The sequence below is a fragment of the Sphingomonas ginsenosidivorax genome, assembly GCF_007995065.1.
GTDB lineage: Bacteria > Pseudomonadota > Alphaproteobacteria > Sphingomonadales > Sphingomonadaceae > Sphingomonas > Sphingomonas ginsenosidivorax.
On sequence record NZ_VOQR01000001.1, the window covers coordinates 1,356,640 to 1,378,189 of the forward strand.

Below are 21,550 nucleotides of genomic sequence, written 5' to 3' on the forward strand. Positions count from 1 at the left end.
GTTCAGCGGCTGCGCACGATCTCGTAGCGATCGGCTCCGCGCGCGACGACGCGGACCGGCAGGGCGAGTGCGAGGGCGCGCCCGAACCGTTCGACGTTTCCCGTCCGGAACTGCGCGGTGACCCGCATCGCAGCCACCTTTGGATCGCGGATGACTATCTGCGCCCGCGTCGAGCGATTGAGCCGCTCGATGACTTCCGGAAGCGGCCGGTCGTCGAACGACAGGAAGCCTTCGTGCCAGGCGAGGTCGCGCTCGACATTCGTCGTGCTCACCGTGCCCGGCGTGTTGCCGACCGCAACGAAGGCCTGCCCGGGGCGCAACTGCATCACGGGCTGGTCCATCTTGCCGCCGGGCGCGCGCGAGACCGATACGCTGCCCTGCGCCAGCACCACCCGCAGGCCTCCGGGCATCATGTCGACCTCGAAGCGGGTACCGAGCGCCGTCACCCGCCTGTTGGCCGCCTCGACCGTGAACGGCCGCGCAGTGTCGTGCGCGACGTCGAAATAGGCCCGCCCCTGCAACAGTCTCAGATCGCGGCGCCCGTCGCCATAGGCGAGGTCCAACGCGCTGTCTGGTGCCAGGGTCACGCGCGTGCCGTCGGAAAGTTCGATCATCGACATCTGGCCGGCGCCCGTCGTGTAATCGGGCTTGCCGAACCGCGCGAGCGGATCGCCGCGGTCCGTCGCCGCGATCACGCTCGGCGCACGACCGACCTGCCAACGGCTCTGCAGGGCGAACACGAGCGAGATCGCGACGACGAGGACCGCCGCGGCGGCCGCGAGGTGCAGGCGCCATGTGCGATCGTTGGCGGGTTCGAGGATGGCGTCCGATGGCGCATCCGGGCCCGCCTGGCGCGCGGCCCGTGCCATCGCGGCGATCATCGCATCGCCCTCGGCCTCGTCGAAGATGCCCCAGACCATCTGCGCCTTGCGCCAAGCCTCGCGATTGTCCTCGCTGTCGGCGAGCCATTGCGCGAAGAGCGACGGATCACGATCCTCGGTGGCGATCCAGCGTGCCGCCGCCTCGGCCGGAGTCAGCGTCCGCAAGGCGGCCAGCGACCAAGCGTTACCCGTCATCTGCCCTCTCCTGCGTAGGCCATGAGATGCTCCATGGCGCGGACGATATGCTTCTCGACGGCGCTTACGGAGATCCCGAGCTGGTTCGCGATGGCCTGGTGGCGGAGCCCGTCGAGCCGCTTGAGCAGGAAGATCGTTCTGGTTCTTTCCGACATCGTGAGGAGAGCCGCGGCGGCCGCGTGAAGTGCCTGCTTTCCTGCCATTATCCGGTGCGGGTCGAAATCGTTTTCGCCGTGCGCCTCGGGGTCGTGTGCGACGTGGTCGTCGGCGTGACGGACGGTGCGTCGCCGGTGGCGGTCGGCCAGCACGCTGGCGGCGGTCTGGAAGATGTATCCGCTCGCCCCGTCGAGATGGGCGGGCGCGCCGCGCACCGTCAGTCGCAGGAAGACCTCCTGGACGAGATCCTCGACGTCGCTGGCTTCGCGGACGCGCCTGCGGAAGTACGCGTTCAACGGATTGCGCATTGCCGCTGCGTGCCGCGTGAACGCGTCGTTACGAGCAGCGATGTCGTCCTCGCTCATGGCCGCATCGTTAGCCGAATTCATTCAGGGTTCCATTCCTCGTTCCCCATGGGCGCAAGCGCTGGACCAAGGCAGAGGGAGCGTTCCTCAAGTAGAACGCAGCTTCACCCGAAATCCTCATTCTGGCCATCGCGGCGGAACCAAACCGGGAGCCTCGACTGCCCCTGGAGCGCAAACTTCAGATTTGTTGCGCATCTCCGCGCATAAGCTGTCATTCCGTCTCAGGTGCGGGGGAAGAACCTTTCGGCGGTCATTCTCGGGCTGTGCCTGGCCATCCCGACCCCGGCGAACGCCGCGGGCGCGCCGCCGGGCCGCGTCGTTCGCCTATCGATCAGGAACCAGAGCCTGGCCGCGGCGCTGCTCGACGTCGCGCGGCAGGCCGGGATCGCGCTGGTCCTCGCGGCGCCCGCCGGGGCAACACGCGCCGCGCCAAAGCTGCAGGGTCGCTACACCCTTCAGGAGGCGCTCTCGCAGCTGCTTGCCGGATCGGGACTGACCTATCGTCGCTCCGACGACGGCACCTATGTCGTCCTGGCGTCGGTCCGGGCCCCCGACGAGAGCGAAGCGGTGGCGATCCCCGATATCCTCGTCGTGGGCCGGAAAACGCAGAATACCGATATCCGTCGCAGTCAGGACGATATCCAGCCCTACATGGTATGGACGAGCCAGGACATCGAGCAGTCCCATTCCGCCTCGGTCGACGACTTCCTGCGCAACCGCGTGACCAGCAACGCGCAGATCGGCACCGCGATGCAGATGGTCAGCGGGGTCCGGTCCGACGCCGACCTGCGCGGCCTGGGTTCAGGCCAGACGCTGCTGCTGGTGGACGGTCGCCGTTTGCCGGGAGAAGCGTCGATCCTCGTCGATGTTTTCCAGCCGAGCCTGGGCGCCATCGCGCTGAGCGCGATCGAGCGGGTCGAGGTGCTCAACTCCACCGCCGGCGGGATTTACGGTCCGGGCGCGACCGCGGGCGTGATCAACCTGGTCCTCAAGCGCAATTATCACGGCGCGGAGTTCGGTCTGACGAGCGGCCTCAGCGCCCGCGGCGATGCCGCGACCAGGCGCCTCGACGGACGGGTCGGCCTGTCGTCGGAAGACGGCCGGACGCAAGTCATGGCCGCCGCCAGCCGAACCTGGGGCGCGGACCTGCGCGCTGGCGACAGGCCATTCACCGCGCGCGCGCGGGCGCTCCAGCAACAGCGCGACCCGGCCGGGTTTGCAGCCGTCCCGCCCGCCAGCGGATCGGTCAATATCGTGAGCGTGAGCGGCGCACCCCTGGCGTTCGATGCGGCCCATGGCGGTGCCAGCATCGGGGCGACGACGACGAGCGTTCCCGTCGATTATGGGGGCGTCGCTACGGACGGCGGTGCTCTCTACCAGGCCAATGCGGGGCGCCTCGATTCCTCGCTGGCGGCGGACATCGGTGGCACCGAGCGCAGCCTGCTCTCACGCCTCCGGTCCGCTTTCCTGCTCGCCAATGTCCGCCAGGAGATCGGCGAAAGCCTGGAGGTTTACGGCGACCTCCTGTATCTGGAGACCACGGGGCGAACGATCGTGCCCCGGGAACCGCGCGTGTTCACGCTTGCCGGCGAAGCGCCGGGCAATCCCTTCCAGCAGGCGATCCAGGTCTCGCGGCCGTTACCCGGCTATGGCGGCGTGAACCGCTTTCACGACAGGGCCGCGCGGTTGACCGCGGGGCTCATCCTGGGCCTGCCGCACGGGTGGAAGGCCAATGCGGACTATGGTCTCGCGCGGGCCACGACCAGGACATCGAGCACCGGCCTGAGCATCGGCGCCGTAAGCCTGTCCGGCGCGCCGCTCGCCGGCCAGGCCGACTTTCTCGCCTCGATCATCCCGCTGGGGCGCGAAAGCACCACGCTGACATCGCGACGGACCGATTTCGGCGATCTCACGCTTCACCTTGCCGGGCCGATCGCCTCGCTCGGCGGCGGCCCGCTGTCGCTCTCGCTGATGGCCGAGGATCGCCACGAACACTATCCTCCAGCGTCGCTGCAGATCACGAACGTCTTCGGTCTGGGCCCCAGGCCGACGTTCAGCATCGGCGCGCGATCGATCCACGGCGAAGTGCGGGCGCCGTTGGTCGACCGCGTGACGGGGCCGGCGGGGTTGCGCGGCCTGGAAGTCCAGCTGGCGCTTCGCCATGATATCAATCGCGCGACCCGATCCTGGACGACGCCGGACAATGTCACCCACGCCACGGCCTACACGGCGGGCCTGCGATTTTTCCCGGCCGAAGGCGTGATGCTGCGGGCCAGCACGGCATCGGGGTTCCTACCGCCGACCATCACGCAGATCGGCTTGGCCACCCGGTATCTGGGAACGAGTTCCGAGATCGTCGCCGACCCGTTGCGCGGCGGAACGAGGGTCGGCAGCGAGCACAGCGCCAGCCTGGTCAGCGGAGGATCCACCCGCCTGCTGTCCGAACGGGCACGCAGCCACTCCGCGGGGATCGTGCTGACGCCCGCTGTTCTTCCGAAGCTTCGCCTGTCGGTCGACTATACCCGGATCCAGAAGCGTAACGAGATCGTCGCGTTCCACCCCGACGAGCCGGACTACTTCCTTCTCAACGAAGCGCGGTTCCCCGGTCGCGTCATCCGCGCCCCGCTGACCGACGCGGACCGGGCCAAGGGCTATGCCGCCGGGGTCGTCACGGCCATCGACACGACCAGTTTCAACGTCGGCCGAACCACGGTCGAAGCCGTCGATGTCCAGCTCGACTACCGGGTTCCGACCGAAAGGCTGGGCGATTTCCACGTCTATGGTGCCGCAAGCCGGCAACCGCGCCTGACGCGCAAATCGGCGCCGGATCGCGCGCCGGTCAACTCGGCGGGCTATGCGGACGGTCCGTTGGCGTGGCGCGCGAATGGCGGGATCGACTGGCAGGCCGGGCCGCTCGACCTGGGGTTCATCGCGACCTATTTCCACGGGTACCGCGCTGCGATGAGCACCGATGACGCGGCGACCGCGGGACAGGCCGTGCTGCTCCAGGGCGGGTCCCGGATCCCCGCCCAGATCTACGTCGATGCGTTCGCGGCGCGCCGCTTCACCTTATCCCGCGCACCGCTGGGCATCGTCAGTGTCGATCTCCGTTTCGGCATCCAGAACCTGTTCGACCATGCGCCGCCGATCATCGTTGCCCCCGATACGGCGAATTACAGCCTCTTTGGCGACCCGCGGTTGCGCCGCTTCGAACTGTCGCTCGTCGCCCGCTATTGAAATGACCGCGCTCGCCGACGGATGTCGAAAGGTCGGCGATCCCGGTGAGGGTTTTTGCTGCACCTGCGTTCAGATCAGCGAGGGTGGTCGGATGGCGCCCTGCCCCTGAACAGGATCGCCGCGATGAACCCGATACTCTCCGATGGTCCGAACTCGAACCGGGACGCCACGAACGCTTTGGCCGTCTCGCGTCGGAAGGTCCTGCTCGGTGCTGCCACCGTCACCGGGATTGCCTTGGCTCAGCCTGCCGCATCGGCCGCGCAAACCCTCACCAACTTCACCGGAGACAAGACCATGAGCACGATCACAGTCAAGGACGGCACGCAGATCTTCTACAAGGAATGGGGCACGGGTCAGCCGATCGTGTTCCATCACGGCTGGCCGCTCAGCGGCGACGACTGGGACGCGCAGATGATGTTCTTCTCGGAGAAGGGCTTCCGCGTCGTCGCGCACGACCGCCGCGGTCACGGCCGCTCGAGCCCGGCATCGACGGGCAACGACATGGACACCTATGCCGCCGACGTCGCCGCGGTGACGGCGCATCTCGGTTTGCGCGACGCCGTGCACATCGGCCATTCGACCGGTGGCGGCGAGGCGATCCGCTATGTCGCGAAATACGGCAGCGGCGGCCGCGTCGCAAAGGCCGTGACGATCGGCGCCATCCCGCCGGTGCTCGGCAAGTCGCCGACCAATCCGAACGGCGTGCCGCCAGAAGCAATCGCCGGCATCCGCGCGGGCGTCATCGCCAATCGCGCGCAATTCTACGAGGATTTCGCCGCTGGCCCGTTCTACGGCTTCAACCGTCCCGGCGCGGCCGTCTCGAAGGGGGTCATCGCCAACTGGGTGCGTCAGGCGATGGCGGGCGACATCAAGGCACAGGTCGACTGCATCGCGGTGTTCACCGAGACCGACTTCACCGCCGACCTGAAAGCCATCCAGCAGCCCGTGCTCGTCATGCACGGCGAGGATGACCAGGTCGCGCCGATCGGCACCACCTCGCGGCTCGCCGTCAAACTGCTCAAGCACGGCACGCTCAAGACCTATCCCGGGTTCCCGCACGGCATGGCGACGACCCATGCCGACGTGATCAACGCCGACATCCTCACGTTCATCCGCGGCTGAGCCGCACGGCCCGGCGGGACGATCCGCCGGGCCGTCAGCCCCCAGCTTGCGACACAGGGCGGCGCGCAACCGGCGTGCCGCCAAGGCACCGTCGTGCCGATTGATCTGGCGTGCCCGGCCGCGTCGATGACCAGAAAGGAAGACGAACCATGACCCGTCCCGATACGCCGGCCTACCTGACGCATGCGACGGGCACGCCCGTACTCGACAACATGAACATCCAGACCGCGGGGCCGCGCGGACCGGCGTTGCTGCAGGACGTGTGGCTGCTCGAGAAACTCGCGCACTTCAACCGCGAGGTGATCCCGGAGCGGCGCATGCACGCGAAGGGTGCAGGCGCGCACGGACACTTCACGGTGACGCACGACATCACCCGCTACACCCGGGCCAAGCTGTTCTCCGCCGTGGGCAAGCGTACGCCGATGTTCGCGCGCTTCTCGACGGTCGCCGGCGAACGCGGCGCGGCCGATGCGGAGCGCGACATCCGCGGCTTCGCGCTGAAATTCTATACCGAGGAGGGCAACTGGGACCTGGTCGGCAACAACACGCCGGTCTTCTTCCTGCGCGATCCGCTTCGATTCCCCGACCTCAACCACGCGATCAAGCGCGACCCGCGCACCGGCATGCGCGATGCCGACAGCAATTGGGACTTCTGGACGCTGCTGCCCGAGGCGCTGCACCAGGTCACCATCGTGATGAGCGAGCGCGGCATTCCGCGCAGCTTCCGCCACATGCACGGCTTCGGCAGCCATACCTACAGCTTCATCGACGCGGCGAACGAGCGGACCTTCGTCAAATTCACGTTCAAGACGCAGCAGGGTATCGAGACGCTCACCGACGCGGAGGCGCAGGACCTGATCGGTCGCGACCGCGAAAGCCATACCCGCGATCTGTACGACAGCATCGAGGCGGGACTGTTTCCCCGCTGGACGTTGTTCATCCAGGTTATGACCGGCGCGGAGGCGCGCACGCACCGCTTCAATCCGTTCGACCTGAGCAAGGTCTGGCCGCATGCCGAATTCCCGCTGATCGAGGTGGGCGTGATGGAGCTCGACCGCAACGTCGAGAACTTCTTCGCCGACACCGAGCAGGCAGCCTTCTCGCCCGCAAACATCGTGCCCGGCATCGGATACTCGCCGGACAAGATGTTGCAGGCCCGCCTGTTCGCCTATGCAGACGCCCAGCGTTATCGGCTCGGCGTCAACTTCAACCACATACCCGTCAACGCCGCCCAGTGCCCGGTCCACAGCTACCACCGCGACGGGCAGATGCGGACCGACGGCAACATGGGCGGCGCGACCAGCTATTTCCCGAACAGCCGCGGCGAATGGATCGATCGGCCGGACCTGGGCGAGCCGCCGGTGCAGATCGACGGTGCGGCGGCGCACTGGGATCACCGGGTCGACGACGACCATTACGAGCAGCCGGGCAATCTGTTCAGGATGATGAGCGCCGCCCAGCAACAGGTCCTGTTCGACAACACGGCACGGTCCGTCGGTGGCGCCACCATCCCCGTCCAACAGCGCCACGTCGCAAACTGCACCAGGGCCGACCCGGCCTATGGCGCCGGCGTCCGTGCGGCGCTCGACCGCCTGTCCGCCATCCCACCGGAGACCGACCAATGACCACGCTGCTGCACCTGATCGGCTCCCCCAGGGGCGCCTTGTCGGCATCGACCGCCGTCGCGACGACCTATATCGACGCTCGGCTCCAAGCGGAGCCCACCATCGTAGTGGACCGGCTCGACGTCTGGAAAGAGGATCTGCCGCATTTCGGCATCGACGCCATCAGCGCCAAATATTCCGGGATCACCGGGACGCCGCTGACCGCGGAACAGCAGAACGCCTGGGACACCTTGTCGCCGCTGGTCGACCGGATCATCCGCGCCGACGAACTGGTGATCAGCGTTCCGATGTGGAATTTCGGGATCCCCTACCGCCTGAAGCATTTCATCGATCTGGTGACCCAGAAGGACTATCTCTTCCGGTTCGACGAGACGGGGTTCAGCGGCATGGCGACGGGCAAGGCGCTCGTCATCGCCACGCGCGGCACGAACTACGCGACCGGCACGGATACGCCGGAGTCCGAGTTCGATTACCAGAAAGCCTATATGCTCACCTGGCTGAAGTTCATCGGCATCACCGATGTCCGGACGATCACGCTCGAGCAACTGCTGTTCGGCACCGAAGCCGAAGCGGCGTCGATCGCGGCCGGCAAGGCTGCAGCGATCGAACTGGCAGCGATCTGAGCACGGACGGCGGGCTCTCGGGCCCGCCGACATTGATTTCGCATCACGCGGCCCCTCGACATCGGAGACACTCATGAAATCGTTCAGTATCCTTCTCGCCGCGACAGCCGCCTCGGTCCTGCCCGTCAGCGCCGCGGTGGCGGCACCCGCGAAGAACATCGTGCTCGTCCACGGCGCCTATGCCGACGGTTCGGGCTGGCGCGGGGTCTACGACATCCTCGTCAAGGACGGCTATCACGTCAGCATCGTCTCGCAGCCGCTGACCAGCCTGACGGACGACATCGCGGCGACCCAGCGCGTGCTCGACAAGCAGACGGGTCCTGTCGTCCTGGTCGGCCACAGCTATGGCGGCCAGATCATCACCGATGCGGGCGCCGACCCCAAGGTCAAGGCGCTGGTCTATGTCGCAGCACTCCAGCCCGACGTGGGCGAATCCGTGATCGGTCTCGCCAAGACGATGGAGCTGCCCAACGGCGACGTCGAGGAAAGTGCGGACGGTTTCCTGTCACTGGCCTCCGACAAGTTCGTGGCGGACTTCGCGGCCGACGTGCCGAAGGATCTGGCCGAATTCATGAAGGCGTCGCAGATGCCCGTCGCGGCGATCGCGTTCAGCGAGAAGACCAAGGTGGCCTCGTGGCGCAGCAAGCCGAGCTACGGCATCGTTGCTACCAAGGATCTCGCGCTGAACGCGAACCTTGAGCGCTGGATGTACAAGCGGGCGGGCGCGAAGATCACCGAGATCGATGCCAGCCACGTCGTCTTCATCTCGCAGCCGCGCGCCGTCGCGGACGTGATCGAAGAGGCCGCACGCGCCGTCAAGTAACGAGCTGCGCGCCCCCTACCCCTCCCCCGCCCGCCGCCAAAGGAAACGATCATGCGTGCACGTCGGTCGCTGCCCATCGTCGCGTCTGCCGTTTCGGTCGCGGCTCTCCTCCTTGCCTACACGGCAGCGGTCGCGAGCCCCTTCTCCGCCATCAACGCCGCCGCGAAGGCGGGGCCGATCAAGACCCACCGCCTGCGCGGCGGCATCAGCATGCTCGAGGGCTCGGGCGGGAACATCACCGCGCTGCCCGGGCGCAACGGCTTCTTCCTCGTCGATACCGGGATCGCCGTATCGAAACCGATGATCCTGAAAAGCCTGCGCGCCCTCGGTCCGGGCCGGATCCGGCTCGCGGTCGATACGCACTGGCACTGGGACCACGCCGACGGCAACGGCTGGGTCCGCGCACAGGGCGGCGACATCATCGCGGACACGGTCGCGGTGCAGCGCCTGAAGCAGACCATCCGGGTGGTCGAATGGGAGACCATGTTCCGGCCCAAGCCGGCGACCGCGCTGCCCAACATCGTCATCACCGGCGACCGCACGCTGCACGCGAGCGGCGAGACGATCCGCATCCGTCATTACAGGCACGGCCACACCGATGGCGACATCTCCGTCTATTTCGCAAAGGCCGACATCCTTGCGACCGGCGACACCTTCTGGAACGGCCAATATCCGTTCATCGATTATGTGACGGGGGGCAGCATCGACGGCGCGATTGCCGCTGCCAACGCGAACATCGCGATGTCGACGCCGCGCACGATCATCGTTCCCGGCCACGGCCCGGCCGGCGACCTGAGGTCCCAGGCCGCCTTCCGCGACATGCTCGTCACGGTCCGAAACCGGGTCGCCGCGCTCAAGCGGAAGGGGATGACGCTCGCCCAGGCGCAGGCGGCCGCCCCGACAAAGGACCTCGACGCGACATGGGGCCGGTCGATCATCGGCGGAACGCTGTTCACGGCGCTCGTCTACCGCGGCGTCTGAGGCGACCGCCGGGAAACCGTTCGGCGCGCCGCGTCGATCGGCATGGGCGGCCGTCAACCGGGCTAGCGGGTGAACAGGAACCCGACGGCGAGCAGGAACAGCGTGCCCTCGAGCAGTCCGACGAGCACGTTGCCGCACGCCCGCAGATAGCCGATGCCCAGGACCTTGGCGAACCACAGCGTTTCGACGACCCAGAAATTGACGATGCTCGCCACGACCAGCCAGTGCCCGATGGTCTGCAGCAGGGGATGGCTGTCATAGCCGAGGCTGGCCCCGGTGCTGATGCCGAGCGCGAAGATCGCGGCCGGGTAGCATTGGCCGTAAAAGGGTTGCTGGAGCGAAATCCGGTCCAGTTTCGCCTTCTGGCGACGGACCATGCGCGCCGCGAGGAACAGCGGGAACGCGGCGAAGATGACGATCCGCAACACGAGCGCGCTCGCATTGTCGGTCACCAGCGCCGCCAGCCCGTGCTGGTTGGCGATGATCAGATCGGTCTGCCCCAGCGCCGTCGCGATCGCATGCGCGACCAGCAACGCGAGGGCGAGAAACAGCGGCGGGCTGAGGACGTCGGCATAGCGCTGGTCCTCGGGAAGCATCGCCGCCGCCTCGGTCTCGTGCAGGATCCGGATCGGATGGACGGCCGCCCGCCACATCGTGACGGGAAAGAACAGCAGCCAGCTCATCACTTCGTAGAGAAGTTCGTCGAGCGAGTTGAGCCACTTCATGAAGTCCATGCCGCATCATGGGCGATCGGTGTCGGCGTCGCAACGGGCGGCGCGCGTCGCGATGCCGGTAACGGCTGGACGCGGCCGTTTCGCCGTCCTAGCCTTCGGTCTCATCGCAGGGATCGAGGCCAAACGGGGGACTCAGCATGCCAGGTGTCAAGGAAATCGCCGCTATCGTCGCTTCGCTGCTTCTGTCCGGAGCAGCAACCGCGCAATCGACCGGTCTCGAAGACCTGGTCGGCGCCCGCGGCGGGCAAGCCGAAGGCGAGCTGCAGCGCCGCGGATACGTCAACGTCCGCACGGAGAAGGGCGACGACCGCAGCTACAGCTATTGGTGGAACGCCGACCGCCGCCAGTGCGTGACCATCGCGACGATGGAGGGGCGCTACAACTCCATCCAGCCGACGCTGCCACCCGACTGCCGGCAGTCGGCAAATCTCCGACCCGACCCGAACTACGCGAACCGGCCCGCCAGCCGAGCGCGCCCCGGCTACGACCCCGATCCCGGGTTCGGACGCCCCGGCTATCCCGGCGGCGGACCGGTGGTCGGCGATAACACCGTCGATCTCGGCCTCGTCTGTTTCGGCGACGGCACCAAGCCCGGGATCGCCAGCGGCACGACCTGGACGTGGAACAGGGATCGCGACCGCTACGAATATGGCCGGTACAACGAGACCCGGACCGAGGTGTTCGACGCATCGCTGATGGTCCAGACCTGGAGCGGCGGCGGACGCATCCGGCTTCCCCGCTCGCTGATTCCGCCGATCAACTCGCGCGGCAACAGCGGCTGGTGGGACCTCTACGACGTCTCGATCGGACCCGATATGATCCGCGGCACCTATCGCCTCAACGGGCTCAACAAGCCGCGCGTGGTCATCGATCGCCGCAGCGGCAGGATCACGGTGCAGGGCATGAGCAGCTACGGGTTCCGCGGCACCTGCGACGTCATCGGCAACGAGCCGCGCAGGTTCTAGCGGTCATCACCGGACCGTTTCCCTGCCGATGCTGATCGAGCTCGCTCTGTCGACGTTGCTCGTCCTGACGACCGCGGTGATCCACGGGCTCGGGTTGCTCACCATCGGTCGATCGCTGCGCGCGCTCGATCGCGGTGCGGTCGACCTCGAGCTCAACCCGCATTCGCTGACGGGGGCGGCCTATACGAGTGCGGTCGTGCTCGGCCTGCTCGCGCTGGCCGGCATCGAGATCTGGTTCTACGCGATCGTCTATCTGGGCATCGGAGCGACCACGACGCTGGCCGCCTCGGTCTATTTCTCGACGATCACCTATGCGGCGATCGGCTTTTCGGACGAATCGCTTGCCGCATCGTGGCGGCTGGTCAGGGCGATCGAGGGGATCAACGGCGTCCTGCTGATGGGCTGGTCGGTCGCCGTCCTCGTCTCCGAACTGCACCGTATCCGGCACCGGTGACGGTTCAGGTCATCGGTCGGCGGGTCCGGGTCCTGCATCACTGAACGCCAGACCCGGGCACGCTCCGCGACCACTCCGGCCCCTCACCCAACCGACCCTGCGCGCTTGACCCCTCGCCCTCGAACGGTACGGGCGGGCATGATCGACACAGCCTCCACCCCGGACCTCGCCGCCGAACTGGTCGGGCTTCTCGACCTCGAACCGCTGGATACCAACCTGTTTCGCGGGTCGCAGCGGCCGGGCGCCAACGCGCGCGTCTTCGGCGGACAGGTCGTCGCGCAGGCGCTGATGGCCGCCCAGCGATCGGTCGACGGACCCGCCGTCGCGCACAGCATGCACGCCTATTTCCTGCGTGCGGGCGCCGAGACCCGACCGATCATCTTCCGGGTCGAGCGGGATTTCGACGGCACCTCGTTCGCGAACCGTCGCGTCACCGCCAGTCAGAACGACGCGACGATCCTGACCCTCACGGCGTCGTTCCAGCGCCCCGAAGCCGGTCTGGAGCATGCGGCCGCGATGCCCGACGTGCCGCCGCCCGAATCCCTCCGCTCGCTCGACGTCCGCGCGCGCGACTATGCGGACCGCTCCGCGCAGGCCGCCGCGTTCCTCGGCCAACCGTCCGCCTTCGATATCCGGCCCTGCGGCGTGCCGGCGTTCCTGCAGACCGAACCCGGCGTGCCCGTGTCCCATGTCTGGCTCCGGTTCCGCGGGCGCGCGCCGGCCGAACCGGCGGTGCGCCGGGGTGTGCTCGCCTATCTGTCGGACTACGCGCTGCTCAGTGCGTCGCTGATCCCGCACGGCGTCAACATGTTCGAGCACAGCATGCAGACCGCCAGCCTCGATCACGCGATGTGGTTCCACGAGGATGTCCCGCTCGACGACTGGCTGCTCTACTCCAGCGAGAGCCCGTGGTCCGGGCATGGCCGCGGCTTTGCGCGCGGCGTGTTCCACACCCGCGACGGGCGCGCGATCGCGCATGTGACGCAGGAAGGCCTGATCCGTTCGCGACCCGATCTGGCGCCGCGTACGACCATACCGCACATGCCCTGACTCGCTTTTCGCGAGCCCCGCCGTTGACATTTCATTTGTACGGACATTAAGACTATCCCAGCCGGCGCTGCCGGTCCCGGGCTATCGCGCTGCCGAAGACAGACGATCCCGATCACAAGAGGATGTCTGTATGCGTACTTCCTACGCCGTCGCGCTGTGCGCGGTGCTTGCCGCCTCTCCATCGGCGGCGCAGGCCCAGGCCATGTCGGCGCTGGATACCGATCCGTCGTACCAGACCATGCTCGCGCTGATCGACGAGATGGTCGAGAACAAGTTGGTCAGTCGCGAACGCGCCGATACGCTGATCGCCAACGCCAAGGCGAAGGCCGGGCGCGCCCTCGCCGCGAATGCGCCGCAACCACCAGTTCCGACGCCCCCCACCCCGACACCCGCGCCGACCCGCGTGCAGGTCGCCAGGCAGGAGGCCGATGCCGGCGCGAAGATCGCCCCCGTACCGGTCGGCAACGCCCAGGTCACGAGCACCGGTGGGGTCGCCTTGCCCGCCGACCTCGCGGTCGACTGGAGCCGCGGCGCGCCCGTGTTCAGCAGCCGCGACGGCAAGTTCACCTTCAAGATGCGCGGGCGCCTGCTGGCCGACGTGTCGTCCACGGGCGGATCCGACTTCGACCGCCGCAACATCACCGTCTCGACGCTGCGCCAGTTCCGCGTCGGCGCGATCGGCACGATCGGCGATCACCTGTTCTACCAGTTCGAGACTGATTTCCGGCGCAACGCGACCGAAGTCGTGCAGGCGTTCGTCGGCTACCGCCAGAAGTTCGGCGCGACCGACGCCGACGTCCGGTTCGGCAATCTCATCACCGACCGCGGCATCGATATCGGCACCGCGTCGACCGCCAACCCCTTCATCACGACCAACATCAACACCACCGCGCTCGCGACGCAGGGCGGCAAGGTCTTTCTGATGGGCGCGGTCGGACGCGCGGGCGGCAAGAACTGGCATGCGAGTTTCGGCGTGCACGGCGACGCGATCGACAGCGATTTCACGCGCAGCGACAACCGTCTGTTTCTGGGCCGCGCACACTGGAACCCGGTCCTCACCAAGCACGGGCTGATCCATATCGGCGGCTGGGCGTATAGCGAGAACATCCCCGACACGACGCTGCCGACGACCTTCGCGCAGGGCATGGCGGGGGCGCTCAACAACAGCGTACGCGTCGAATCCGCGGCGCTGACCGGCGCCGATGGGTCGAAGGCGTTCGGCCTCGAGCTCGGTGGCACGCTCGGGCCGTTCTATGCCTTCGGCGAATATGGCCAGCGTATCGTGCACGGCGGCCCGACCTCGACCTTCCGCAGCGGCAAGATCAAGGCGTTGTCGGTCAATGGCGGCTTCTGGATCACCGGCGAGACGCCGACCTATGCCGCACGCAGCGGCACCTATGTTGCGCCGAACGTGCTGAACTCGGTGCTCGATGGCGGCTGGGGCGCGCTGGAGGCCGTTGTGCGCTACGAGGATCTCGACAGTTCCAGCCTCCCGCTCGGGGGTACCGGCACGGCGGGTACGGTCGGGCTGAACTGGTCGCTGACCAACAATTTCCGCTTCATGGCGGATTATACCCATTTCCGCACCGACAACCGGACGGGCAGCTTCGTCGGACGCGATTCCGGCGACACCTTCGCCGCAAGGGCCGAAGTGGCCTTCTGAACGCCGGTCCCCGAACAGGACTTGTCAACCTGCCGTAACTTCTGTAATGTCCGTACAAAGCGATAAGGAGGATGTATGAGCCTTTCGGCTATCAAGGTCGGCGAGCAGCGCTACCGCGCAAGCTATGGCCGCTATCTCGAGGATTTCATCGTCGGCGACATCTATGAGCACCGCCCCGGTCGGACGATCACCGATGCGGACAATATCCAGTTCTCGCTGATGACGATGAACGCGCACCCGATGCACTGCGACGCGCAATATGCCGCCAAGAGCGAATTCGGGCGGCTGCTCGTCAACAGCGGGCTGACGCTGGCGATCGTGCTCGGCATGACCGTCAACGACGTCAGCGGCAAGTCGCCCGCCAATCTCGGCTGGACCGATATCAAGCTGACGCATCCGGTGTTCGGCGGCGATACGCTGACCGCGGAGACCGAAGTCCTCGCGATCCGGGACTCGAAGTCGCGGCCCACACAGGGGATCGTCACCACCCGCACCCGCGCCTTCAACCAGGACGCCAAGCAGATCATGGAGTTCACGCGCAACTCGCTGGTCTACAAGCGCGGACAGTCCCCCGACGACCAGTGATCCGAGCGACCGACCAACCGGCCGCCGCCCCGCGCCCCCGCGGTCGATCATCCCCGTGCATGCGCTGCGAGAGCGTCGTCCAAGACGCCCCGGCCGATCGTCATTCCCTAGAGAGGTAGCCTCATGGCCAGTACCATTGCCGTCAACGCCGGAGCCAGGCTGGACCGTCTGCCCATCTCCCGATTTCACTGGCGCATCCTGGGGCTGATCAGCGCCGGTGCGTTCCTCGATGCGTTCGACGTGTATCTGGCCGGCGGCGTCATCGCCGCGCTCAAGGCAGAGGGCTTCTCGACACTGGCGCAGGCCGCGGTGTTCATGTCGATGACGTTCCTCGGCATGATGATCGGTGCGGGCATGGCGGGCTATGTCGGCGACCGCTTCGGACGCCGCGCGTCGTACCAGTTCAACCTCGCGCTGTTCGGGCTCGCCTCGATCGCGGCGATCTTCTCGCCCAACATGAGTTTCCTGATCGTCTGCCGCTTCATCATGGGTATCGGCCTCGGTGCCGAGCTCGTCGTCGCGGCGGGGACGCTCGGCGAGTTCATCCCGCCCGCCTATCGCGGGCGCTGGGTGTCGATCATGGGCATGGTCGTCAATTCCGGCCTGCTGGTTGCGACCTCGGTCGGCTATATCGTCATCCCGACCCTCGGCTGGCGCTACATGTTCGCGATCGGCGGTATCCTCGCGCTGATCGTCTGGGTGATGCGCAAGAAGATGCCGGAATCGCCGCGCTGGCTGGAATCGGTCGGCCGCAACGAAGAGGCCGAGGCGACGCTTCGCGAGATCGAAGCCGAAGTCGTCGCGCACAAGGGCCCTCTGGCGGCCGTCCCCGAGGTCCGCGTCGTGCAGCAGGTCCACGCGCCGCTCGGCGCGCTGTTCGGATCCAAGCTCCGCCGTCGCCTGATCGCCGCGACGCTCGCCGCGATCGCGGTCAACGTCTCGGTCTACGGCTTCGTCGCCTGGCTGCCGACCTTCCTGGTCAGCCATGGCACCGGCATCGTCACCTCGCTCTGGTACACCACGCTGATGTCGTTCGGCAGCGTGTTCGGCGCGGTCGTCGCGATCGGCATCGCCGACCGTATCTCGCGTCGCGCCTCGCTGATCGCGGCCGCGGTCGCGATCATGGTGTTCGGCTTCCTCTATCCCAATGCGCACGGCGACCTGATGGTGCCGCTGACCGGCTTCCTGCTCGTCTCCAGCATCTACACGCTCGTGACGCTCGCGCTGTTCGCCTACATTCCCGAGCTGTTCCCGACCGCCTACCGCCTGCGCGGGACCGGGTTCGCCGGAATGTGCGGCCGCGCCGCATCGATGGTCACGCCCTACGCCACCGTCGCGCTGTTCGAGCGCTTCGGGCTGGAGGGCGTGCTCGGCATGGTCGGCGTCGTGCTTGCCTGCATGATCGCGGCAGTCGGCCTGTTGAACATCGAGACCACCGGCCAGTCGCTCGACGACGTCTCGGACGACTCGCTGGTGACCGGGGGGGCGGCCAAGTGACGCTCTCGCAGACCTTTGCCGACTTCGCGACGCGCCTGACGATCGATGCCATCCCGGACCGCGTCAAGGAACGGGCGCGCCACCTGATCCTCGACGCGGTCGGCACCGGGCTCGCCGCGGTCGGCGCGCCCTGGGCGGAGGCGAGCTTCGCCACCGCCGAGGACCTGGGCAGCGGCACCGCCCCCGTGCTCGGCTATGGCCGCACGCTGGCGATGCGCGACGCGGCGCTGCTGAACGGGATCGTCACGCACGGGCTCGACTATGACGATACGCACGCCCGCGGGATCATCCATGCGACCGTCAGTGCGTTCCCAACCGCGCTGGTCGCGGCGGACCAGGCGGGCGCCTCGGGCGCCGACCTGCTCGTCGCCTATATCGCCGCGATGGAGGTCTCGACCCGCGTGGCCGCCGTCGGCGCGGGCGGGTTCCACGGCTTCGGTTTCCACCCGACCGGCCTGATCGGCGCGTTCGGATCGACGCTCGCGGCCGGCAGGCTGCTCGGCCTCGACGCGCCGCAGACCGCGATGGCGCAGGGCATCGTCCTGTCGATGGCAGGCGGCAGCCTCGAATTCCTCGCCGACGGCGCCTGGACCAAGCGGCTTCACCCCGGCTGGGCGGCGAGTTCGGCGCTCACCGCCGCCACGCTTGCGAAACGCGGCTTCGTCGGCCCGCCCGAGGCCTATGAAGGCCGGTTCGGACTCTACGCGCTCTACCTGCGCGACGCCGCGCCGGCCCTGCTCGCGCAGGCGACCGAAGGGCTCGGGGAGACCTGGGAGATCGAGACGGTTTCGGTCAAGCCGCTCCCCGCCTGCCACATGACGCACGCCGCGATCGACGCGGCGGTCGCACTCCGGTCGGAACATGACCTGACCGCAACCGACATCGCACGGGTCGTCGTACTGGTACCCGAGGCGGTCATCCCGATCGTCTGCGAGCCCCTCGCGCCGAAGCGCACGCCGCGGACCGGCTACGATGCGCAATTCTCGATCCCCTATACCGTGGCCACTGCGCTGCTGACCGGCAGGTTCACGCTCGACGCGCTCGATCCGCCGGCATTGAGCGATCCGGCGGTCCTCGATCTCGCCGGCCGCGTCACCTACGCCATCGACCCGGACAGCGATTACCCCCGGCACTTTACCGGCGAGGTGATCGTCGAGACGACCGACGGCCGCATGCTTCGCCACCGCGAGGCGATCAACCGCGGCGCGCCCGACCGGCCGCTCGCCAACGCCGATATCGACGTCAAATATTTCGAGAACGCCGCGCGTACCGTCGACGTGACCCGCGCCGCCGCCATCCGGACTGCCGTGCTCGGCATGGACCGGCACCCCGCTTCCGCGCTCGGCGACATCCTCGCCCGGCGCGCCTGATTTCTAGGAAGACCTCCCCATGACCACTCAGATCCCGGAAGACACGATGACCGACGAAGAGATCATGATCCTCGATTCGATCGACAAGTTCATCGAGACCGATGTACGGCCGTTCGTCCACCAGCTCGAACATGACGACGAATATCCGCAGAAGATCGTCGACACGATGAAGGAGATGGGCCTGTTCGGCCTGATGATCGCGCCCGAATTCGGCGGCTTCGGCGTCTCGACGCTGACCTATGCGCGGATCATCGAGAAGATCTCGACCGTGTGGATGTCGGTCGCGGGCATCATCAACAGCCACATGATCATGGCGATGACGGTGCAGCGCTGCGGCACCGAGGCGCAGAAGGATCATTACCTGCCGAAGTTCGCGACCGGCGAGCTCCGCGGCGGGATCGGCCTGACCGAGCCCGATGCGGGCACCGACCTCCAGGCGATCCGCACCACCGCGGTGCGCGACGGCGACGACTATGTCGTCAACGGCAGCAAGATGTGGATCACCAATTCGGGCTCGGGCAACACCATCCTGCTGCTCGTCAAGACCGACACGACCGCCGAGCCGCGCCACAAGGGCATGAGCCTGCTGATCGCCGAGAAGGGCGATGGCTTCATCGTGTCCAAGAAGCTGGAGAAGCTCGGCTACAAGGGCATCGACAGCAACGCGCTCACCTTCGACGGGTACCGCGTGCCCGTCGACCGGCTGATCGGCGGGGTCGAGGGCGTCGGCCTGAAACAGGTGCTCGGCGGGCTCGAGCTCGGGCGGATCAACGTGGCCGCGCGCGGCGTCGGGATCGCGCAGGCGGCGCTCGACGAGGCGGTCGCCTATGCGCAGACGCGCAAGACGTTCGGCAAGCCGATCTGCGAGCATCAGGCGATCCAGCTCAAACTCGGCGAGATGACGACGCGCACTCATGCCGCGCGGCTGCTGACCGAGGCGGCGGCCAAAGCCTATGACCGCGGCGAGCGGTGCGACATGGAAGCCGGCATGGCGAAGTATTTCGCCACCGAAGCCGGCCTGGAGAATGCGATCGAGGCGATGCGGATCTTCGGCGGCTACGGCTATTCGAAGGAATACAATGTCGAGCGCCTCTACCGCGACGCGCCGCTGCTGACGATCGGCGAGGGCACCAACGAGCTGCAGCGGATCATCATCGCCAAGCAGATCATCGCGCGGAACCCGGCATGACCCAGCCCGCCCCTAACCAGCCACTCGCGGGACTCCGTATCGTCGCGATCGAACAATATGGCGCCGGGCCGTTCGGGACGCAGCAACTCGCCGACCTGGGTGCCGACGTCATCAAGATCGAGAACCACAAGGACGGCGGCGATATCGGCCGCCATGTCGGCCCGTATTTCTTCGCCCCCGGTGACAGCCATTTCTACGAATCGCTCAACCGCAACAAGCGCAGCATCGGCCTAGACCTGAAGAGCGCCGACGGGCGTGCGGTGCTGGAGAAGCTCGTCGCGGATTCCGACGTGGTGTTCAACAACCTGCGTGGCGATCTGCCGGCGAAGCTGGGGCTCGACTATGCCGCGCTGTCGCAGTTCAACCCGGCGATCGCGTGCGTCCACTTGTCCGCCTATGGCCGCACCGGCAGTCGCGCGGCGTGGCCCGGCTATGACTATCTGATGCAGGCCGAGGCCGGCTATCTGTCGCTGACCGGCGAGCCGGGAACACCGCCCTCGCGCTTCGGACTGTCGATCGTCGACTTCATGACCGGCACCACCGCCGCGCTCGCGATCCTCGCCGGCGTCGTCTCGGCGCGCGCCAGCGGCGTCGGGTGCGATCTGGACGTCAGCCTGTTCGACGTCGCGCTCGGCAACCTCAACTATGTCGCGCAGTGGTATCTGAACGGCGGTGTCACCGTCGAACGCACCTCGCGCTCCAGCCACCCGTCGCTGACCCCCAGCCAGCTCTACACGACCAGCGACGGCTGGATCTTCGTGATGTGCAACAAGGAGAAGTTCTTCGAGGTCCTGTGCGGGCTGATCGGGCGTCCGGACTGGACGACCGACCCGCGCTACGCGACCTTCGCCGCCAGGCTGGAGAACAGGCCTGCGTTCAACGCCGATCTCGATGCGGTGCTGTCGACCCGGACTACCGCGGACTGGATGCAGATGTTCGAAGGCAGGGTCCCTGCCGCGCCGGTGCTCGACGTCCAGCAGGCGCTCGACAACCCGTTTCTTGCCGAATCGAAGCGGATCGTCGACTTCCAGCATCCCGAGCACGGTCCCCTGCCCGGTATCGCCTCGTCGATCCGAGCGGCGGGTGTAGAGCATCCGGACAAGGCGGCGCCCGCCCTCGGCGCGGATACCGACGCCGTCCTCGCGACGCTCGGCTATACCGTCGACGATGTCGATGCCTTGCGGGTCCGCGGCGCCGTCCGGTGACACCGGCGCTTGCATCGAACGCCAAGGCGTTGAACGATATCCTATTGTCCGGATTACCCGACAAACCGAACGATGGATATCCGATGCCGCAGCTTCGTCAGCAACCGCGCTACCTGCAACTCGCCCAGACGCTGATCACCGAGATCGAGGATGGACGCTACCCCATCGGCACGCTGCTGCCGACCGAGTTCGAACTCTGCGACCAGTTCGGCGCGAGCCGCTTCACCGTGCGCGAGGCGATCAAGCGTCTCGTCCAATCGGGCATGGTCTCGCGCCAGGCGGGGGTCGGCACGCGGGTCCTGGGGCTGTCGCGGCCGGCCGCCTACCGCCAGGTGATGGAGGGTCTTGCCGATCTCCAGCAATACACCAACGAGACCCGCCTCTCGCTCATCGGGCGGTCGACGGTAACGCTGGACGGGCCGATCGCGGACCAGGTCGGTGCCACCCCCGGCCAGACCTGGCTCTACCTCCGCGCGCTGCGCCGCGCCGCCGGGATCAGCCCGATCTCCTATTCGGACATCTATCTCCACCCCGCGTTCCGCAGCGTGAAGCTGGAGGACGATGTCGGCTCGCTACCGATCTACAGCCGGATCGAGGAACAGTTCGGCGAACGCGTCGCCGAGGTTCGCCAGCATATCGAAGCGGTGGCGATCCCCGCACCGATCGCCAGACTGCTCGAAACCAAGCCCGGCGCTCCGGGCCTGCGACTGACTCGCCAGTATCTGAACGTCCGCGGCGAGGTCATCGAGATGGCGATCAATACCCATCCGGCAGACCGCTATTCCTATTCCCAGACCTTCCGCCAGGACTCCGTGTCCGGCGCCTAGAGG

Annotated in this window: 19 protein-coding genes; 16 read left to right on the forward strand and 3 right to left on the reverse strand. The window is 67.2% G+C overall.

Annotation, left to right across the window (positions count from 1 at the left end; translation table 11 throughout):
• Positions 1-2: 2 nt before the first annotated feature.
• A complete protein-coding gene (locus tag FSB78_RS06065; protein ID WP_147080857.1) occupies positions 3-1,076 on the reverse strand; it encodes a FecR family protein in 1,074 nt (357 codons plus the stop codon).
• Positions 1,073-1,597 carry an RNA polymerase sigma factor gene (locus tag FSB78_RS06070; RefSeq protein WP_158637973.1) on the reverse strand — a complete coding sequence of 175 codons (525 nt, stop codon included), beginning with the start codon at positions 1,595-1,597 and terminating at the stop codon, positions 1,073-1,075. The genes FSB78_RS06065 and FSB78_RS06070 overlap by 4 nt, the downstream gene beginning before the upstream one ends.
• Positions 1,598-1,822: 225 nt before the next feature.
• On the opposite strand from FSB78_RS06070, the gene FSB78_RS06075 reads away from it, so the two are divergent.
• The 6 genes from FSB78_RS06075 (at position 1,823) to FSB78_RS06100 (ending at position 10,008) form a co-directional block, all read left to right on the forward strand.
• Positions 1,823-4,834, forward strand: a complete 3,012-nt coding sequence (locus tag FSB78_RS06075; RefSeq protein WP_147080861.1) for a TonB-dependent receptor — start codon at positions 1,823-1,825, stop codon at positions 4,832-4,834.
• Between the two features lie 294 nt (positions 4,835-5,128).
• The gene (locus FSB78_RS06080) at positions 5,129-5,956 is read left to right on the forward strand and encodes an alpha/beta fold hydrolase (RefSeq protein ID WP_199743122.1); all 828 of its coding nucleotides are present in this window, start codon (positions 5,129-5,131) and stop codon (positions 5,954-5,956) included.
• A 149-nt stretch (positions 5,957-6,105) separates the two neighbouring features.
• Positions 6,106-7,581 (forward strand): catalase, encoded by a 1,476-nt coding sequence (locus FSB78_RS06085; RefSeq protein WP_147080865.1) that lies wholly within the window; start codon positions 6,106-6,108, stop codon positions 7,579-7,581.
• On the forward strand, positions 7,578-8,204 hold the full coding sequence (locus FSB78_RS06090; protein WP_147080867.1) for an FMN-dependent NADH-azoreductase: 627 nt from the start codon (positions 7,578-7,580) through the stop codon (positions 8,202-8,204). The genes FSB78_RS06085 and FSB78_RS06090 overlap by 4 nt, the downstream gene beginning before the upstream one ends.
• Positions 8,205-8,277: 73 nt before the next feature.
• Positions 8,278-9,027 carry an alpha/beta fold hydrolase gene (locus FSB78_RS06095; protein ID WP_147080868.1) on the forward strand — a complete coding sequence of 250 codons (750 nt, stop codon included), beginning with the start codon at positions 8,278-8,280 and terminating at the stop codon, positions 9,025-9,027.
• Positions 9,028-9,078: 51 nt separating this feature from the next.
• The gene (locus tag FSB78_RS06100; RefSeq protein ID WP_147080870.1) at positions 9,079-10,008 is read left to right on the forward strand and encodes an MBL fold metallo-hydrolase; all 930 of its coding nucleotides are present in this window, start codon (positions 9,079-9,081) and stop codon (positions 10,006-10,008) included.
• Positions 10,009-10,070: 62 nt separating this feature from the next.
• Here FSB78_RS06100 and FSB78_RS06105 read toward each other — a convergent pair whose 3' ends face one another.
• Positions 10,071-10,742 carry a hypothetical protein gene (locus FSB78_RS06105; protein WP_147080872.1) on the reverse strand — a complete coding sequence of 224 codons (672 nt, stop codon included), beginning with the start codon at positions 10,740-10,742 and terminating at the stop codon, positions 10,071-10,073.
• A gap of 137 nt (positions 10,743-10,879) precedes the next feature.
• Between FSB78_RS06105 and FSB78_RS06110 the strand changes: the two genes are divergently transcribed.
• The 10 genes from FSB78_RS06110 (at position 10,880) to FSB78_RS06155 (ending at position 21,547) form a co-directional block, all read left to right on the forward strand.
• Positions 10,880-11,707, forward strand: coding sequence for a hypothetical protein (locus FSB78_RS06110; protein WP_147080874.1), 828 nt, complete (start codon positions 10,880-10,882; stop codon positions 11,705-11,707).
• Between the two features lie 28 nt (positions 11,708-11,735).
• Positions 11,736-12,161, forward strand: coding sequence for an ion channel (locus tag FSB78_RS06115; protein ID WP_147080876.1), 426 nt, complete (start codon positions 11,736-11,738; stop codon positions 12,159-12,161).
• Between the two features lie 138 nt (positions 12,162-12,299).
• Positions 12,300-13,211, forward strand: coding sequence for an acyl-CoA thioesterase (locus FSB78_RS06120; RefSeq protein ID WP_147080878.1), 912 nt, complete (start codon positions 12,300-12,302; stop codon positions 13,209-13,211).
• A 130-nt stretch (positions 13,212-13,341) separates the two neighbouring features.
• The gene (locus tag FSB78_RS06125) at positions 13,342-14,874 is read left to right on the forward strand and encodes an OprO/OprP family phosphate-selective porin (protein WP_147080880.1); all 1,533 of its coding nucleotides are present in this window, start codon (positions 13,342-13,344) and stop codon (positions 14,872-14,874) included.
• A gap of 75 nt (positions 14,875-14,949) precedes the next feature.
• Entirely contained in the window at positions 14,950-15,459 is a 510-nt protein-coding gene (locus FSB78_RS06130) for a MaoC family dehydratase (protein WP_147080882.1), read from the forward strand.
• A gap of 123 nt (positions 15,460-15,582) precedes the next feature.
• On the forward strand, positions 15,583-16,956 hold the full coding sequence (locus FSB78_RS06135) for an MFS transporter (RefSeq protein ID WP_147080884.1): 1,374 nt from the start codon (positions 15,583-15,585) through the stop codon (positions 16,954-16,956).
• Positions 16,953-18,326, forward strand: coding sequence for an MmgE/PrpD family protein (locus FSB78_RS06140; RefSeq protein ID WP_147080886.1), 1,374 nt, complete (start codon positions 16,953-16,955; stop codon positions 18,324-18,326). The genes FSB78_RS06135 and FSB78_RS06140 overlap by 4 nt, the downstream gene beginning before the upstream one ends.
• Positions 18,327-18,345: 19 nt before the next feature.
• Positions 18,346-19,515: an acyl-CoA dehydrogenase family protein gene (locus tag FSB78_RS06145; RefSeq protein ID WP_147080888.1), complete on the forward strand. Its 1,170-nt coding sequence runs from the start codon at positions 18,346-18,348 to the stop codon at positions 19,513-19,515.
• Positions 19,512-20,720, forward strand: a complete 1,209-nt coding sequence (locus FSB78_RS06150; RefSeq protein ID WP_147080890.1) for a CaiB/BaiF CoA transferase family protein — start codon at positions 19,512-19,514, stop codon at positions 20,718-20,720. The genes FSB78_RS06145 and FSB78_RS06150 overlap by 4 nt, the downstream gene beginning before the upstream one ends.
• Before the next feature lie 83 nt (positions 20,721-20,803).
• Positions 20,804-21,547 (forward strand): GntR family transcriptional regulator, encoded by a 744-nt coding sequence (locus FSB78_RS06155; RefSeq protein ID WP_147080891.1) that lies wholly within the window; start codon positions 20,804-20,806, stop codon positions 21,545-21,547.
• The last annotated feature ends 3 nt before the right edge of the window (positions 21,548-21,550 follow it).